16 protein-coding genes are annotated in these 17308 nt (G+C 57.3%); 13 read left to right on the top strand and 3 right to left on the bottom strand.

The features are described 5' to 3' along the window. On the top strand, nucleotides 1-240 hold a 240-nt coding region (locus B3Y70_RS07655), incomplete at its 5' end, for a methyltransferase (protein WP_288589537.1). Nucleotides 241-435: 195 nt separating this feature from the next. Then, on the top strand, nucleotides 436-1575 hold the full coding sequence (locus B3Y70_RS07650) for a class I SAM-dependent methyltransferase (RefSeq protein WP_199452217.1): 1140 nt from the start codon (nucleotides 436-438) through the stop codon (nucleotides 1573-1575). Nucleotides 1576-1578: 3 nt separating this feature from the next. On the opposite strand, the gene B3Y70_RS07645 is transcribed toward B3Y70_RS07650, so the two are convergent. Next, nucleotides 1579-2196, bottom strand: coding sequence for a riboflavin synthase subunit alpha (locus B3Y70_RS07645; RefSeq protein WP_153740434.1), 618 nt, complete (start codon nucleotides 2194-2196; stop codon nucleotides 1579-1581). A 157-nt stretch (nucleotides 2197-2353) separates the two neighbouring features. On the opposite strand from B3Y70_RS07645, the gene B3Y70_RS07640 reads away from it, so the two are divergent. Genes B3Y70_RS07640 through B3Y70_RS07620 form a run of 5 tightly spaced genes read left to right on the top strand, consistent with a single transcriptional unit; the run spans nucleotide 2354 to nucleotide 6594 of the window. Further along, entirely contained in the window at nucleotides 2354-3247 is an 894-nt protein-coding gene (locus tag B3Y70_RS07640; RefSeq protein ID WP_022991586.1) for a hypothetical protein, read from the top strand. A gap of 60 nt (nucleotides 3248-3307) precedes the next feature. Beyond that, a complete protein-coding gene (locus B3Y70_RS07635) occupies nucleotides 3308-3985 on the top strand; it encodes a TetR/AcrR family transcriptional regulator (protein WP_011785412.1) in 678 nt (225 codons plus the stop codon). 58 nt (nucleotides 3986-4043) lie between these two features. Continuing rightward, entirely contained in the window at nucleotides 4044-4544 is a 501-nt protein-coding gene (locus tag B3Y70_RS07630; RefSeq protein WP_023010568.1) for a L,D-transpeptidase, read from the top strand. 23 nt (nucleotides 4545-4567) lie between these two features. Beyond that, the gene (locus tag B3Y70_RS07625; RefSeq protein ID WP_014421076.1) at nucleotides 4568-5809 is read left to right on the top strand and encodes a mechanosensitive ion channel family protein; all 1242 of its coding nucleotides are present in this window, start codon (nucleotides 4568-4570) and stop codon (nucleotides 5807-5809) included. Continuing rightward, nucleotides 5806-6594, top strand: coding sequence for an S-methyl-5'-thioinosine phosphorylase (locus B3Y70_RS07620; protein WP_023009890.1), 789 nt, complete (start codon nucleotides 5806-5808; stop codon nucleotides 6592-6594). Before B3Y70_RS07625 ends, B3Y70_RS07620 begins: the two co-directional genes overlap by 4 nt. Here B3Y70_RS07620 and B3Y70_RS07615 read toward each other — a convergent pair. Next, a complete protein-coding gene (locus B3Y70_RS07615; protein WP_153740433.1) occupies nucleotides 6575-7369 on the bottom strand; it encodes a CsiV family protein in 795 nt (264 codons plus the stop codon). The genes B3Y70_RS07620 and B3Y70_RS07615 overlap by 20 nt on opposite strands. Before the next feature lie 29 nt (nucleotides 7370-7398). After that, nucleotides 7399-10920, bottom strand: coding sequence for a transcription-repair coupling factor (mfd, locus tag B3Y70_RS07610; RefSeq protein ID WP_288589530.1), 3522 nt, complete (start codon nucleotides 10918-10920; stop codon nucleotides 7399-7401). Between the two features lie 237 nt (nucleotides 10921-11157). Here mfd and B3Y70_RS07605 point away from each other — a divergent pair, with 237 nt between their 5' ends. The 6 genes from B3Y70_RS07605 to B3Y70_RS07580 form a co-directional block, all read left to right on the top strand. After that, nucleotides 11158-12561 (top strand): glyceraldehyde-3-phosphate dehydrogenase, encoded by a 1404-nt coding sequence (locus B3Y70_RS07605; RefSeq protein ID WP_370258753.1) that lies wholly within the window; start codon nucleotides 11158-11160, stop codon nucleotides 12559-12561. Nucleotides 12562-12884: 323 nt separating this feature from the next. Then, entirely contained in the window at nucleotides 12885-14231 is a 1347-nt protein-coding gene (locus B3Y70_RS07600; RefSeq protein WP_286897006.1) for a Na(+)-translocating NADH-quinone reductase subunit A, read from the top strand. 4 nt (nucleotides 14232-14235) lie between these two features. Continuing rightward, the gene (locus B3Y70_RS07595) at nucleotides 14236-15444 is read left to right on the top strand and encodes an NADH:ubiquinone reductase (Na(+)-transporting) subunit B (protein ID WP_273029794.1); all 1209 of its coding nucleotides are present in this window, start codon (nucleotides 14236-14238) and stop codon (nucleotides 15442-15444) included. After that, on the top strand, nucleotides 15437-16240 hold the full coding sequence (locus B3Y70_RS07590) for a Na(+)-translocating NADH-quinone reductase subunit C (RefSeq protein ID WP_053112423.1): 804 nt from the start codon (nucleotides 15437-15439) through the stop codon (nucleotides 16238-16240). The genes B3Y70_RS07595 and B3Y70_RS07590 overlap by 8 nt, the downstream gene beginning before the upstream one ends. A 2-nt stretch (nucleotides 16241-16242) precedes the next feature. Further along, entirely contained in the window at nucleotides 16243-16908 is a 666-nt protein-coding gene (locus B3Y70_RS07585) for an NADH:ubiquinone reductase (Na(+)-transporting) subunit D (RefSeq protein WP_008175066.1), read from the top strand. Then, nucleotides 16908-17308 (top strand): Rnf-Nqr domain containing protein (locus B3Y70_RS07580; protein WP_288589529.1); only part of this gene is annotated, 401 nt, incomplete at its 3' end. The genes B3Y70_RS07585 and B3Y70_RS07580, both read left to right, overlap by 1 nt.

Genomic DNA, 17308 nt, shown 5'->3' with positions numbered 1-17308 from the left:
TGGCCGGCCGTGATCAGCAACCCGCCTTTCCACACCGGTGTAAAAACCGATACATCCATGACCGAGCAGTTCCTGGCCCAGGTGGCCGCTCATCTCGCGCACGGCGGCGAGCTGAGGCTGGTGGCCAACAGTTTTCTGCCGTATGAAGCCCTGATTCGACAACACATCGGCCCGGTTGAGAAACTCGCGCAGGATCGGCGATTTACCGTTTACCGGGCATTTCGGAAAAAGTCGGGCTGAAAAACAGACAGAAAAAAGCCCCTGGGGTAAGGGGCAAAAGATCTTGTCCGGAAAAATGCGGCCGGCCAGCCGGGTCAGGGCTGGGGCATGACCGGAAAGGGTGTTCGGCGTGAACACCCCTAACTTAGGTTTAATTTCTAGAATAAACAGCCTAAAAGTGTTTATTTTCCCGAAAGCTGCCAACGGAAGCCCAAAATGACAACTGCCAGACTCCAGACACCTGCCGGTGAACTCCGCCTGATCCGGCCAGGCGGAACGGCTGGGCTGCGCGCCTGGGACGCTGCCGACGAGTTGTTGTTGTCGGCTGCGGAGCCTTATCTGGCAGACGGTTTGCGCGTGCTGGTGGTGGACGACCAGTTTGGTGCTCTGACCCTCGGGCTTGCCTGCTATCAGCCGCAGACAGTTGCCGACAGCGCGACGCTCGCACACTCCGTGTTGACGAACGCTTCGCTCAATCCGGGGTTACCCGACTGCCCGACGGTTTTGAACTGGCGCCGGCCACCCTCAGGGCCCTTTGATCTGGTGCTGCTCCGTATTCCCCGTCAGGCCGGTTATCTGGCCTGGTTGTTACGGTGGCTCAACAGCGTGCTGGCGGAAGACGGACAAATACTGGCGGGCGGTATGATCAAGCATCTGCCCGATCGTAGTGTTGATGTGTTCGCCAGTGCGGTGGTCACCGAACAGGTGTTGCCTGCCCGTAAAAAGGCGCGGGTAGTGGTGTGTCGTGGTGGCTCGGCCACATTGACGGAATGGCAGGAGCAATGGCGTGGCTACCCGGTGGCAGGATTGCCCGGGCCGGTCGAGGCGCTGCCCGCAGTATTTGCCAGAGATAAGCTGGATATTGGCACGCGGGAGTTGTTACCGCTGATTCCTCAGGCGGTTAGTCGAGTGCCCCCGGCCGGGCGGATTCTGGATCTGGCGTGTGGAAATGGCGTGCTCGGGTTGTCTGCGCTTGCCGGCAGGCCGGGCGCCGAAGTGCATTTCAGTGACGTATCCAGCCAGGCCATTGCCAGTGTTGAGCATAACCTGAGCCGGTATGAGGGCGGCGATTGCGTGCACTTATGGCATCAGGACGGCATCGCAGATGATTTGCCTGACTATCAGCTTATTCTGCTGAACCCACCCTTCCATGAGGGTGGCGTGGTAGGCGATCACATCGCACTGAGACTGTTCAGGGATGCCGCCCGGCATCTGGCGCCGGGCGGCCGCGTATTGATGGTGGGCAATCGCCACCTGGGGTATCACCGTTCCCTGAAACAATACTTCAGCAGCGTTGAACAGAGAGCTGCAAGCCCGAAATTCGTGGTGTTCGAAGCCCGGAATGGCGCGGTGTGAGTCTCAGGCCGTCGCCGGGCGATCGTAGCCGAGGCGCGCGAGGGTATCCACGATGGTCTGGGTTTGACTATCAATCTCGATGTTGACCTTTTGCCCCTTAGTGGCCTTCCCAAACGTGGTGGCACGCAGGGTCTCCGGGATAAGGTGGACGTTGAAGCGGTTACCTTCCACCTCGCCAATGGTCAGGCTGGCGCCATTGATGGCAATGTAGCCTTTGGGGAAGATGTACTTCGCCCAGGTTTCCGGTAGTTCGAACCATAGGGTCACGTTGTTTTCCGGCCGCAGAATATCGACGATGGTTGCGGTAGTGTGGATATGGCCACTGAGCAGATGGCCGCCGATTTCATCGCCGATTCGGGCGGCGCGCTCGAAGTTGATTTCGTCGCCGGGTTTCAGGTCGCCGAGGGTGGTCAAGCGCAGGGTTTCCTGCATGGCGTCGAAGTACAGCCGGTGGCCTTCCTGGCGGGTAACCGTCAGACAGGTGCCGTTGATGGCAACCGAGGCACCGATGGTTACGCCCTGAACCCGGTCTTCCGGGAACTCGATCACGAAGGTGCTCAGGCCCGGCGCCGCGATCACGTTTTCGACCCGTGCAATGCCCTGAACGATACCGGTAAACATACATGCTCTCCTGAAAACCGTTGATTGGCGCAAGCATACCGGCGCCTGCCAGTGTTGCCAAGAAGTCTGCAAGCCGCTTATGACGGCAAAGCCGACATTCAAGAATTGTTCGTAAAGGTCGATACTTGCATAAAGAACCTGAAGAACAGTGAGCTCAATGGCGGAAAATACAGCAGTAGACAAGACAGATCCGGCCAATGCATCCGGAGCGGTCCTTCGCCCCGGTCGGGCCGCTGATCCGGTGCCGGCAACACCGGAATCTGCCCTCAATGCCGCGCAAAGAACCGCTGCTCTGCAGGCTGACGATGACCAGGGCCCGAACGCTGAATCTGGCAGCGAGCAGCCCGGGGCGCAGGAATCGCAGGATCGGACTGCCGAGACCGGGTCGGAGAATCCGGATATCGAGCAGGCGCTGGCGGAGTCGCGACAGCGCAAGCTGCGTCTTATGCTAAGGCAGTGTGACCGGGTTCTGCTGATGGACTTCAACTTGCTGGCTATGTCGGACTGGCCGGATAACTATCAGATGGCAGCTGCGCGGCGTAGCCGAGACCTGTGGATCTTCAGTGCCCTTTTGGCTGCGACGTTTTTCCTCAGTGGTTTGACCGGTTTTGTGCCGGCCTGGGTAGCCGGTGGAGGTTTTGGCGCTTTCGTGATTATTCTGTTGCTGGGAGTGCCGTTTATCCGTCGGATTTACACGTCCAGCCCCTCCTATATGGATTTAATTATTCGCCGTCAGCGCATGCTTCGGGATGCCCGCAAACATGCGGCCCACCTGGAGGGAAAGGACGGGCTGATATGGCAGTGTGCGCGTATGGCAGAGTACAACCCGACACTGCGTCATACCCGCTTCAGTGAATTGCTCAGACTGTCTGAGCAACGGGTGTTGCCGCGTTATCTTACCCGGCGGGAACATGTTCGGCTGTATCTTATCTATCTGCTGGAAGCCGAGAAAGCCTATGGCAAAGTCCAGCAAGCGTTTTTCGACGGCAATCAGGACGCGATAGACCGGGGGTGGCAGGCAGTGGCGGCGGTTCCTGAAGACCGAGCTTGACATGACAGGCCTTCAAACGTATGTTTCAAACAGACGTTTGCTAGAGGCTCTGACAACAAAATGGCGCAGTCTGATACCGTTGACCGCATTCTTGACGCTGCCGAAGAGCTGTTTGCCGAGCGTGGGTTCTCGGAAACATCGCTTCGTATGATTACCAGTAAGGCTAAGGTAAATCTGGCCGCTGTCAATTATCACTTTGGGTCTAAGAATGCCCTGATCCACGCCGTGTTCGCCCGGTTCCTGACGCCGTTTTCGGCCACCCTGGATACCGCCTTTGATGAACTCGAAGAGCGTTGTGATGGCCAGCCGCCCACGCTGAACCAGACCCTGTGGGCGCTTACGGAAAGTGCCGTGCGCATGCCTCAGCGTAATGAGAAAGGCATATCCATCTTCATGCGCCTGCTCGGTCTTGCCTATACCCAGTCTCAGGGCCACCTGCGTAAATTTCTCGAACAGGAATACAGTGAGCCATTTGGTCGTTTCATGCGCTTGCTCAAAGAGGCCACGCCTGAGTTGTCCTCGGTTGATCGCTACTGGCGCATCCAGTTCATGCTGGGAGCGACGGCCTTCACCATGTCCAGCAGTGATGCCCTGATTGATATTCTCGAAAACAAGCTCGGCGTTGAAACCACGGTTCAGGAAATTGCCGCACGCCTGGTGCCGTTCCTGGCCGCAGGCATGAAGGCTCCAGACAAAATGCTGGTGCCGCCTACCGCTTCAGGCGTTTCGGTTGCCTGAACTCCCCCGCCTCGGGTAGTCTTCCCTCTGGTTCGCAGCCGGAGGGAAGTCGTTACCAATGCCCGATAACAAGCCCCCCGGGGTTACCCTGTCCATTGATATCGCCAATCAGTTCCTGACACTGGCTACTCAATCGGGTGATATCATTGCCCGCTACCCGGTATCCACCGGCCTGAATGGCCCCGGCCAGGCCGACGGCAGTGGCTGTACCCCTGTTGGCAAGCATTATATCCGCGCCCGAATCGGGGCAGGGCAGCCATTAAATACGGTGTATCGTGGGCGCCGCCCCACTGGCGAGATCTACAGCCAGAGTCTGGCGGCAGCGAACCCGGGGCGCGACTGGATTCTTACCCGTATACTCTGGCTTTGTGGCTGTGAATGGGGGCGAAACCGTGGGCCGGGGGTAGACACTTTTCGTCGTTTTATCTATATCCACGGCACGCCGGACAGTGAACCTATGGGAGTTGCCAGATCCCATGGCTGCATCCGGATGCGCAATACCGATATTGTTGAGCTTTTTGACCGGGTTCCAGCGGGGACTCCAGTCAGTATCTATTAATCCGCATAATTCAGAGGGACAGGATGATTGGCGAAGTTTTGGGTGTACTGAATGGCTGGATAGAGCAGTTCGGGTTGCTATCTGAAGGTTGGCGGGCCGGTGTGCTGGTTTTCCTGCTCGTGCTGGGGACGGCGGCGGTTGCCTATATTGCCAGTCATGTGATTTCTGCGCTGGAGCGCAAATTCGCCAGCACTCATAACCTTTGGGATGATGCTATTCTGCACGCGGTCCGTCGCCCTGTCGTGGCTTTCGTGTGGCTCCAAGGGGTGTATTGGGCTGCCGAAGTGGCTCACCATTTTTCCGAGGCTGAGGTCTTCAAGGCTAACGGAACGTTGCTTCAGATCGGTTTTGTCTGGGTGGTGGTCTGGTTTTTTATTCGGCTGATCAAACAGTTCGAGAATATCCTCACCTCTCCGATCAAGATGCGCAAGCCGATGGATTACACCACGGTCAATGCCATCAGCAAGCTGTCGCGCGCGGTTGTGATTATTACCGCCGCTCTGACCGCCCTGCAAACCCTGGGCTTCAGTATTTCGGGCGTGCTGGCATTTGGTGGTGTCGGGGGCATCGCGGTTGGTTTTGCCGCGAAAGATCTCCTGGCGAACTTTTTCGGTGGTTTCATTATCCATTTGGACCGTCCGTTCAAGGTGGGGGATTGGGTTCGATCCCCGGATCGGAGCATTGAGGGTACGGTTGAGCATATCGGATGGCGACTGACCACCATTCGCACCTTCGACAAGCGCCCGCTTTATGTCCCCAATGCGGCGTTTACCACTATTGCAGTGGAAAACCCATCACGTATGACCAATCGCCGGATCTACGAGACCATCGGCATTCGCTATGCCGATGTGCATTCCATGAAAACCATCGTGGACGAAATCCGGGAGATGCTGAAGAATCATGAAGAGATTGATGCCAACGAGACCTTGATCGTTAATTTTCTGGCGTTTAACTCATCGTCACTGGATATCATGGTGTACACCTTTACCAAAACCACCCAGTGGGTGCGTTTCCATGAGGTGAAGGAAGATGTATTACTGAAAATCAGTGACATCATCGAAAACCATGGCGCCGAGGTGGCCTTCCCGACGCGCACGCTGCATCTGCCGGATGGGGTGCGGGTAGACGGGCGCGATTCCTCAAAGCGTGAGGACTCAAACGACAAGTCCTCGGACAAGGACGCTGATTCCGGAAAATCCGGAAAAAATATCGATCATGATGGCGGTTACGGTGAAGCCGATTCAGATTCCGGAGACGGGGAATGACAGTAACGAATGACAATGTACCGGTAGGCATTATCGGTGGTACGGGGCTGACCAGCCTGAGCAATATCCAGATCACCGGAGAAGAGACAGTGACAACTGCGTGGGGTGAGCCCTCCTCCACGCTGGTGCGGGGGCAACTAGGTGATCAGCCTGTTATCTTTCTCGCGCGTCATGGTAACCCGCACCGGATTCCGCCCCATCAGGTCAATTACCGGGCCAACATTCAGGCGTTGCATGATGCCGGCGCTCGGGTGCTGGTGGGTGTAAACGCGGTTGGTGGCATACATGCCAATATGGGGCCGGCCCACATCGTGATCCCGGATCAACTGATCGACTACACCTGGGGCCGGGCCAGCACTTTCTTCGAAGGCGAGCTGGAGGAAGTTACACACATTGATTTTACCTGGCCCTACGATCAGGAAGCGCGTCAGGTGTTGATTGATGCTGCTCGCGCGGCGTCGCTGTCATTTTCCGGGTTTGGCGTCTATGGCGCGACGCAGGGGCCCAGGCTGGAGACGGCGGCGGAAATCCGCAGGATGGAGCGGGATGGCTGTGACATCGTTGGTATGACCGGCATGCCCGAGGCAGTGCTGGCGGCAGAGCTGGGCTTGCGGTACGTCAGCCTCGGGCTGGTGGTGAACTGGGCTGCGGGTAAAACCGACCACATTATTACCATGGCCGAGATTGAAGAAGCGATTGCCCAGGGCATGTCCGGCGTTCGGCAGATTCTGGAGCGTTCAATGGCAAGTCTGGGGCAGCTTGCGCTTACCCCTCAATCTTCTTGAAGAAAACCAGGACGCCGACGGTGGGGGAGTCGATGAAGTGGATTTCCTCACTGCGCATCCGCCGCGTTTCACGAATCCAGGTCACCAGTTCTACTGGTGCCGGACGGAGTTGGTAAGCGGTACCGGTGCCTTCTGATGCTGAACCACCGGTTTCGCTATCAAGTGTATTGCCAGAGTCCTGATCGGAAAACTCCGCAACCGCTTCGGTCTGAGGCGGTGTTTCAGGCTCTGCCGGCACAGCCTCGGGATCGTCGCTGACGGCCCAGTGGTTAAGCTGCACATTAACGTGCAGGTAGCGCTGGCGGTCAATGGTGATCTGGCCTTCCACCGCTCGTTGGCCAGACTCGGCCAGCCAGTCACCGATTGCGACACGCAGAGGTTCGCCCTCGTAGTCGGGCGGAAAGGCTTCATACCAGCCGGCACTCGCCAGTACCCGGTAGTTACCGCTTCGCTCGAGCCGGTTGGCCGCCTCGCCCAGGTGCAGTTGGTTGCGGGGTATCAGGTTGAGTTCGGTTACCCGCTCCCCGGATTCCTGCTCCACCCAAAGGGTTTTGCCGGCCTCTTCGACAGGTTCCACCGACTTGTTCGCCATCTGCTCTTCAATGCCGGCCGGGTCCACCAGACGCTGTAAAATCACCAGCTCTGCCCGGTAGTAGTCGTTCGGGACATTGCCTGAAGCGCCCTGGGCCCACAGGGTTGCCGGTGTGAATGCAACTGAGGCGAACAGCGCGGCACTGGCCAGGGTTTGCCGGGAGCATAAAATGTGAGCTTGCAAGGGCGTTACTCCACCTGAATCCTTTTTTGTCATGATGCCTTTGCCGGGGCCTTGTCGGGCGCCAGTTCTTCGAGCATCGCTGCGATGGCGTCGAGTTTACCATCGGTTGAGTCATCATTCAGCCGGAAGCGAAAGCTGTTGGCGCCTTCGAGCCGGTATCGATCCGGAGCGGATTGCACTTTTTTAACCAGTTCGAGAGGGTCGACCGGTGTCGTTGCCCCGAACTCAAGCCGCACCCATTCCTTGCCGGCATCCACTTTCACGATGCCCAGAGTCTCTGCCTGCAAGCGTAGCTGTGCCTGGCGCATGAGGTTCTTGGCCGGGGGCGGTAATAATCCGAAGCGGTCAATCATCTCAACCTGAAGTTCTTTTAATGCCTCACGATCCTTCACGCTGGCAATACGCTTGTACAGCATCAGGCGGTTGTGGACATCTGGCAGGTAGTCGTCGGGAATCAGGGCCGGAATGCGCAGGTTCATTTCGGTGCCGTGGCTGAGAGGCAGCTCGGCGTTGGGCGTGCGGCCGTCGCGAATCGCTTTTACGGCTTCGTCCAGCAGCTGCATGTAGAGGGTAAAGCCGATGCTTTCGATCTGACCGCTCTGTTCTTCACCCAGCAGCTCGCCAGCGCCCCGGATTTCCAGGTCGTGGGTGGCCAGCATGAAGCCTGCGCCCAGGTCCTGGGATTCGGAAATCGCATCCAGTCGCTTCCTTGCATCGGCGGAAATGGCCTTTGGCGGTGGTGTCAGCAGATAGGCGTACGCCTGGTGATGAGACCTGCCCACGCGACCCCGAAGCTGGTGCAGCTGCGCCAGGCCAAATTTGTCTGCCCGTTCAATAATAATGGTGTTGGCGCTGGGGATGTCGATGCCGGTTTCCACAATAGTGGTGCACACCAGTACGTTGAAACGCTTGTGGTAGAAATCCGACATGATCTGTTCCAGCTGGCGCTCGCGCATCTGGCCGTGTGCCACACCCACCCGCGCCTCCGGAATCAGTTTGCGCAGATCTTCCGCGGTTTTCTCGATGGTGGCGACATCATTGTGCAGGAAATAGACCTGACCGCCCCGCAGGATTTCCCGCAGAATCGCTTCTTTCACCATGGCGTCGTCGCGCTGGCGCACAAAGGTTTTCACCGACAGCCGGCGGGCTGGTGGGGTCGCGATAATGGACAGGTCGCGCAGGTGGCCCATAGCCATGTTCAGGGTTCTGGGAATCGGTGTGGCGGTGAGGGTCAGCATATCCACCTCGGCCCGCAGGGATTTCAGTTTTTCCTTCTGCTGAACGCCAAACCGGTGTTCTTCGTCGATAATCACCAGCCCCAGATTCTTGAAGTTGATATCGCCTTGCAGAAGCTTGTGGGTGCCAATGACGATATCTGCCTTGCCTTCCTCTATGGCAGTGATGGCCTTGCTGGTCTGGCTGCCGCTGCGGAAGCGACTCAGAAGCTCTACAGTTACCGGCGTATCCGAGAACCGGTCACGGAACGACTCGTAATGTTGCTGGGCCAGAAGAGTAGTGGGCACCAGCACGGCCACCTGTTTGCCAGACCAGGTGGCCAGAAAAGCCGCGCGCATGGCGACTTCGGTTTTACCGAAGCCGACATCGCCGCATACCAGCCGGTCCATCGGGCGTTCGCTCGTCATATCCTCGAACACCGATTCGATGGCCACCTGCTGGTCCGGCGTCTCCTCAAACGGGAAGCCGGCAGCAAAGGTCCGATAGGCCTCTTTCGGGTCCTCAAACTGGAAGCCTTTCCGGGCTTCCCGGCGGGCGTAAACATCCAGCAGTTCTGCGGCGGTGTCGCGGATTTTTTCCAGCGCTTTTTGCTTGGCGTTGCTCCAGCGTTCTGTTCCGAGCTTGTGGAGCGGTGCGTGTTCCTCATCGGTGCCGGCGTAACGGGAAATCAGGTGCAGGCTGGACACCGGTACATAGAGTTTGGAGCCGCCGGCGTATTCCAGGGTCAGGAATTCGTCGGATTGGCCGCCGGCGGTGAGTGTCTCCAGCCCCTTGTAGCGCCCCACGCCATGGTCGATATGCACGACCGGTGCGCCAATTCTCAGTTCAGACAGGTCCCGGTAGCCGGCATCGTCGGTTTCGGTTGGTTTCTGGCGCCGGCGACGCTGCAGCACCCGCTCGCCAAACAACGCCGATTCGGTAATCAGTGCCAGATTCTGGCCGGGCAACACCATGCCCTGTTCCAGTGGGGCAATGGTGATGGCCAGAGTGGTGCTCTCGTTTTCGAGGAATTCCGACCAGCTCTGCACGGTTGACAGCTTGAGCTTGTGATCGGCCAGGTTGTCGATCAGCGCCTCCCGGCGCCCGGACGATTCAGCACAGATCAGGATGCGCCCGTGGAACTCCTGAATGAACCGTTTGAGGCGCCCTGCCGGATCAGCGGCGCGCCCGTCCATGGCGACATCCGGGAGAGATTCGGTACCGCAGTTGCTGGCGCCCGCGCCGTCTTCGGGTTGACTGCTGCAGGTAATACGCGGGTAGTGTTTGAGTTGCCCGAACACTTCATCCGGCTGCAGAAACAGCTCGGTGGGGGGCAGAATAGGGCGCAGTCGATCGTGGCGGCGGTCTTCGTAACGGGCCCGCGTTTCCGCATCAAAGGCATTGACGGCATCATTGAGGCCGTTGGCAGTAAACACCAGAGTGTTGCCCGGCAGATAATCAAATAACGTGGCGGTTGCATCGAAAAACAGTGGAAGATAGTACTCAATGCCAGGCGGTGTGATGCCGTGGGTAACATCCTGGTAAACCGGCGCGTCTTTGTCGGCATTGGGGAAATATTCGAACCAGCGATTGCGAAAGCCTGAGCGGGCTTCCTTGTGCCAGGGAAATTCGTTGGCCGGCAGAAGTTCGATGCGTTCGGTTTTATCGATGGATCTCTGGGTTTCCGGGTCAAAGGTCCGGAGGGTTTCGATTTCGTCATCGAACAGATCAATGCGGTAGGGCAGGTTAGAGCCCATGGGGTAAATGTCGAGGATGGCCCCTCGTACCGCATACTCGCCGTGTTCATACACGTTGTCGGTATGATGATAACCGGCTGCCTCCAGTTGCATTCGCCAGCTGTCGATATCCAGGGTCTGGCCCACTTCCAGCAGCAGGGTGTTACCCTGCAGATAGCTTGGGGGGGCAAGCCGGTGCATCAGGGTGCGCGCCGGTACTACCAGAATGCCGTGGCGTGTGCCGGGTAACCGGTGCAGGGAGCGAATCCGCCTCGAGGTAATGTCCTGGTGTGGCGAAAACAGATCGTAGGGCAGTGTTTCCCAGTCCGGAAGCGACAATAGCTCAATGCCATCGGAGGTAATGATGGCGCCGTCTTCATCCGTGGGCAGCCCTAGGAAAAACCGGATGGATTGCTCCAGCTGGATGGCTTCGCTGGTACTTTGAGTGATGACCAGTGTCAGACCTTTGTGGGCGCGGGCGCTCTCGCAGATGGCCAGGGCGTCGGCACAGCCATTCAGTTGCCCCCATTTTCTGTGGTCGGCAGCCTTTTCAGGGGCAGCGGGGGCGATAAGCGGGGCGTGGGCCTGGCCTTTGGTCATGGGGCAAGCGTTCTCCTGAATAAATGCATCATTTGCCGGGGCGGCGCTATTCTATCGCCCGGTTGTGACAGTGTCATGGTCGGGGCAGACAAACGGCTATTTGCCGTATCGCCTTTTAAGTTGGATAATGTGCGCCCCAAATTATTTCCAGTGCTATACGAGGTTCCAACCGTGAGTCACGAACAGATCAACCAGCACCTGTCCAACTGGACTGACCGGGAGTCTACCGCAGAAGCGATGATCCCGTTGATCGGCCGCCTGTACCGTAAAAACAACGTTGTTACGTCCGTATACGGCCGTGCGATCATCAACCAGTCTGTTATCGATATCATCCGCGCCCATCGTTTTGTGCGTCAGGTTGAGGACAGCGAGCTGTCTGTTCACGATACGCTGCCCATTCTCGAGGCGATGGACAAGCTGGAGCTTGGCCGCGCTCACGTGGATATTGGCAAGCTGGCGGTCAAATTCAAGGCAGAGGGCGGTGACCTCACCGAGTTCCTGAAAAAGGAAATCGGCCCGGTGGTTGGCAAGTACGCCGAAGAGGCGGCCAAGGATGCCAAGGAAGAAACGAAGGATGTGGTGCTTTACGGCTTTGGCCGGATCGGCCGACTGCTGGCGCGGATCCTGGTTGAAAAGGCCGGTGGCGGCAACAACCTGCGCCTGCGTGCGATCGTTGTCCGCCAGGGTGGTGCTGACAACGATCTGGAAAAGCGTGCCAGCCTGCTGCGTCGTGACTCCGTGCATGGTCCTTTCGATGGCACCATCACGGTCGATGCCGAGAACTCTGCGCTGATCGCCAACGGCAACTTTATCAAGGTGATCTACTCCGATGGTCCGGACAAGGTGGACTACACCGAGTACGGCATCAACAACGCCATCGTGGTCGACAATACCGGTAAGTGGCGCGATGAAGCGGGCCTGGGCCTGCATCTGAAGTCCAAGGGTGTCAGTCGAGTGATTCTGACTGCGCCGGGCAAGGGCGACATCAAGAACATCGTTTATGGCATCAACAACGACTGGATCACCGACGAAGACAAGATCCTGTCTGCTGCTTCCTGTACCACCAACGCCATCACTCCGGTACTGAAGGCCATCAATGACGAGTACGGTATTGAGGATGGTCACGTTGAAACCGTTCACTCCTACACCAACGACCAGAACCTGATCGACAACTACCACAAGGGCAGTCGTCGTGGCCGCAGCGCCCCGTTGAACATGGTTATTACCGAAACCGGCGCGGCCAAAGCCGTTGCCAAAGCACTGCCGGAGCTGAAAGGCAAGCTGAGCGGTAATGCTATCCGGGTGCCGACACCGAACGTGTCCATGGCGATCCTGAATCTGAACCTGAAAAGCGATGTGGATGCCGAGCAGGTAAACGAATATCTGCGCGATATGGCGCTTCACTCCGAGCTGCAGAAGCAGATCGACTTTGTGAACTCTCCGGAAGTGGTTTCCACCGATTTCGTGGGCTCCCGTCATGCCGGTATCGTCGATGCCCAGGCTACCATCGCCAATGGCAAGCGTTTGATCCTGTACGTGTGGTACGACAACGAATTCGGCTACAGCGCCCAGGTTGTGCGTTGTGTGAACCAGATGGCCGGCGTAACCTATCCGATCTTCCCGAAGCGCGCCCGCGACTAAAGTCGTAGGCCGGTCTCGGCAGTTGATTGGCAGAAAGCCCCGGTAGCGCCAGCTGCCGGGGTTTTTTGTTACTTTGGCCGTACAAAACCATTTTTGTTACCGGTGGAAATAGGTTTCCTTAATCTCTATAATTGGCGCGATTTTGGGTATGTCTGGCACCCCGTTTCTCATCTTTTCCTGCGTCAAATGGCAAACAGCAGCAACTGCTATGGCATTTGAACCTCAAGGTGCAGCCGTTCGGCGCAATCCGGACAGGAAACCAGGGCCGCAGGGGCCGGGCGTTACAAATCCACAGAATAGTTTCTGATGATTGGATGAGGCTAATGATCAAGATCAAAAAAGGCCTGGATCTTCCCATCAGCGGCGCTCCCGAACAGACCATTACTGACGGCAAGCCGGTTCGCCACGTGGCGCTCATCGGTTTTGACTATCACGGCATGAAGCCGACGATGGCTGTGAAAGAGGGAGACCGTGTCAAGCGCGGTACGCTGCTGTTCACGGACAAGAAGACCGAAGGCGTTCGTTATACTTCCCCCGCTGCAGGCGTGGTGAAAGAAATCAATCGCGGTGAGCGTCGCGTTTTCCAGTCTGTCGTGATCGAAATTGATGGCGACGATGCGGAAACCTATGCCCGTTACAACGATTCGGACCTTGCCGGCCTGGAACGCCAGCAGGTGGTCGACAACCTGGTAGAGTCCGGCCTGTGGACAGCTTTCCGCACGCGGCCATACAGCAAGGTTCCGGAAATCGATTCCGCACCGAATTCCATTTTCGTGTCTGTGATGGACACCAACCCCCTGGCGGCAGACCCCACCGTTATCATCGGCGAGAACAGCAAGGCTTTTGAAAAAGGCCTGACCATCATCTCCCGCCTGACCAACGGCAAGGTATTTGTAACCGGCAAGCCCGGCGCGAATGTTTCTGTGCCCAAGGCCGACAATATCGAAGTACACCAGTTTGACGGTGTGCACCCGGCCGGCAACGTAGGTACCCATATCCATCACCTGGATCCGGTATCTGCCAGCAAAACTGTCTGGTCCATCAACTACCAGGACGTTATCGACATCGCCAAGCTGTTCGAAACCGGTGAAGTGCCGGTAGAGCGCATTGTGGCGATTGCTGGCCCGAAAGCCTCCAAGCCCCGCCTGGTTCGTACCCGTCTGGGTGCCAGCCTGCAGGAGTTGCTGGACGGCGAAGTGGCGACTGACTGTCAGGTTCGTGCTATTTCCGGTTCTGTGTTTGGTGGCCGTCGCGGCGAAGGCCCCTGCGCCTACCTAGGCCGCTTTGCCAACCAGGTAAGCGTGCTGGAAGAGCAGAGCAAGCGTGAGTTCATGGGTTGGTTGTCTCCGGGCCCCAACAAGTTCTCGGTGCTGAATATCTATCTGTCCAAGCTTAACCCGGGCAAGCTGTTCAACTTTACCACCACCACCAATGGCAGTGAGCGAGCCATGGTGCCGGTAGGTGCGTATGAACAGGTTATGCCGCTGGATATCCTGCCAACCCAGCTGCTGCGCGCACTGATTGTGGGCGATACCGAAATGGCACAGAAACTGGGTGCCCTGGAGCTGGATGAAGAAGATCTGGCGCTGTGCACCTTCGTGTGCCCCGGCAAATATGAATACGGTCCGATTCTCCGCGAGAACCTGACCCGAATCGAGATCGAGGGCTAATACGATGGCAATCCGACAGTTTCTCGATGGAATCGAGCATCACTTTGAAAAAGGCGGCAAGTACGAGCGCTGGTACGCCCTGTACGAAGCCGTTGATACAATTTTCTACTCGCCTGCGAGCGTAACCAAGACCACCTCCCATGTGCGTGATGGCGTAGACCTCAAGCGCATCATGATCACTGTGTGGCTGTGTACCTTCCCGGCCATGTTCTTCGGTATGTGGAACATCGGTTTCCAGGCCAACAGCTTCCTGGCAGAAAATGCCGGCGCCCAGATTGCCGACGGCGGCCTGCGTGAAGCCTTCATTACCGCCCTGGCGGTAACCGGAGCCGGAGCCGGCCTTTGGGATAACTTCGTCTATGGCCTGGCGTATTTCGTGCCCATCTACGCGGTTACCTTCATTGTGGGTGGTTTCTGGGAAGTCCTGTTTGCCACCGTGCGCAAGCACGAAGTGAACGAAGGCTTCTTTGTGACCTCCGTACTGTTTGCACTGATCTGCCCGCCCACCATCCCGCTGTGGCAGGTGGCCCTGGGTATCACCTTCGGTGTGGTGATCGGTAAGGAAGTGTTCGGCGGTACCGGCAAGAACTTCCTGAACCCGGCCCTGACCGGTCGTGCCTTCCTGTACTTCGCCTATCCGGCGCAGATTTCCGGCGACACCGTCTGGACTGCGGTTGACGGCTTCAGTGGCGCGACGGCGCTGAGCTGGGCCGCCAGTGGTGGTCTGGAAGCTCTGGAAGCTCAAATTGGCTGGATGAGCGCCTTCATGGGCACCATTCAGGGCTCGATGGGTGAGACCTCGACACTGGCCATTCTGATTGGTGGCCTGATCCTGTTGGGGATGAAGATTGCCTCCTATCGCATCGTCGGAGGTGTGTTGATCGGTATGATCGGCATGTCGCTGCTGCTAAACATCATAGGTTCCGAGACCAATCCGATGTTCGCGGTTCCGGCGCATTGGCATCTGGTCATGGGCGGGTTTGCCTTTGGCATGATGTTCATGGCGACGGATCCGGTGTCCGCCGCGATGACTGACACGGGTCGCTGGTGTTTCGGTATTCTGGTAGGCGTGATGACTGTGCTGATCCGCGTGATCAATCCGGCGTTCCCGGAAGGCATCATGCTTGCCATCCTGTTCGCAAACCTGTTCGGGCCATTGATGGACCATTACGTGGTTCAGGCCAACATCAAACGGAGGCTTGCTCGTGGCTAAAGCTAAAGAAACCGTCTCCCGCACGCTGATCGTTGCGCTGGTGCTGAGTATCGTGTTCTCTGTCGTGGTATCCACCGCGGCGGTCATGCTCAGACCTGCCCAGGTCAAGAATCAGCATCTTGATATGACAACGAACATTCTCTCTGCCGCAGGTATGCTGGATCAAGGCGATACTGCAGAGCAGATTTTGCAGAAATTCGAGAGTTTCGATGTTCGCCTGGTGGATTTGGATACTGGTAAATTTGTAAAGCCTTCCGCCGTTGGTGTTGCTGAGCCCATGAAATATGATATGTACAAGGCTGCCTCGGACCCTCAGTTGTCTACGGATATTCCTTCCTCGGAAGACAAGGCTGGCATCAAGCGCCGGCCGAATGTTGCCAGGGTGTATACGCTGAGCGAGAACGGAGAGCTAGTGCGTGTGGTACTGCCAATTCATGGTTATGGCCTCTGGTCTACATTGTATGGCTTCATTTCGCTGGAAGGTGATTTGAACACCATTGAAGGGCTTGGCTTTTACTCCCACGCCGAAACTCCGGGCCTCGGTGGGGAGGTAGACAATCCACGCTGGAAGTCGCAGTGGGTGGGGAAGAAAGTTTATGATGGTGATCGCACTGAACCGCAGATCAAACTGGTTAAAGGTGGCGTAAACGTTGATGCAAAAAAAAGGCAGCATAAAGTGGATGCTCTGTCCGGGGCAACGTTGACCAGTCGCGGCGTTGAGCAACTGGTTAACTACTGGATGGGCGACCGCGGATACGCGCCGTTCCTGCAAAAACTTCGTGAAGGGGAGGTCTGATCATGGCAGATGCATCAGCCAAACAGGTTCTCTTCGAACCGATCTTCAGCAATAACCCGATTGCCCTGCAGATCCTGGGGATCTGTTCAGCGCTGGCGGTTACCACCAGCATGAACGTTACACTTGTTATGTGCGCGGCGGTTATTGCCGTTACCGCATTTTCCAACCTGGCCGTGTCCCTGGTACGCACCCAGATTCCGGGCAGTATCCGGATCATCGTGCAGATGACCATTATCGCCTCCCTGGTAATCGTGGTTGACCAGGTGCTCAAGGCCTATGCCTACGAGATTTCCAAGCAGCTCTCAGTGTTCGTTGGTCTGATTATCACCAACTGCATCGTTATGGGCCGCGCGGAAGGCTTTGCCATGAAGAACGGCCCCTGGCTGAGCTTCCTGGACGGCGTTGGTAACGGTCTGGGCTACTCGGTACTCCTGATCTTCGTTGCCTTCTTCCGTGAATTGCTGGGCGCCGGCTCACTGTTCGGTGTCTCCCTGATGCCGGTGGTGAACGAAGGTGGCTGGTACATTCCTAACGGCTTGTTGCTGCTGCCGCCGAGTGCGTTCTTTATTATCGGCCTGGCGATCTGGGGTCTGCGGACCTGGAAGCCGGAGCAGGTTGAAGAGCCGGACTATAAAATGTCTCGCCATGTCGCCAAGGAGGCCTTCTGATGGAGCATTATATCAGCTTGATTCTGAAGGCTGTTTTTGTTGAAAACATGGCGCTGGCCTTCTTCCTGGGGATGTGTACCTTCCTGGCCATCTCCAAGAAGATCGAGGCCGCAACCGGTCTTGGCATTGCCGTGGTGGTCGTGCTGACGGTCACCGTTCCGGTGAACAACCTTCTGTACAACAGCGTTCTGCGCGAAGGCTCCCTGGATTGGGCTGGCCTGCCGAACGTAGACCTGAGCTTTCTCGGATTGCTGACGTATATCGGGGTAATCGCGGCGATTGTTCAGATCATGGAAATGGTACTGGACAAGTATATCCCGGCGCTCTATGCCGCTCTGGGTGTGTTCCTGCCACTGATTACAGTGAACTGCGCCATTCTGGGTGCCTCGCTGTTCATGGT

It is taken from the genome of Marinobacter sp. UBA5687 (genome assembly GCF_002420325.1).
Classification (GTDB): Bacteria; Pseudomonadota; Gammaproteobacteria; order Pseudomonadales; family Oleiphilaceae; genus Marinobacter; species Marinobacter nauticus.
Note: the sequence above shows the minus strand (reverse complement) of the source record. Positions and strands in the feature narration are given on the sequence as shown.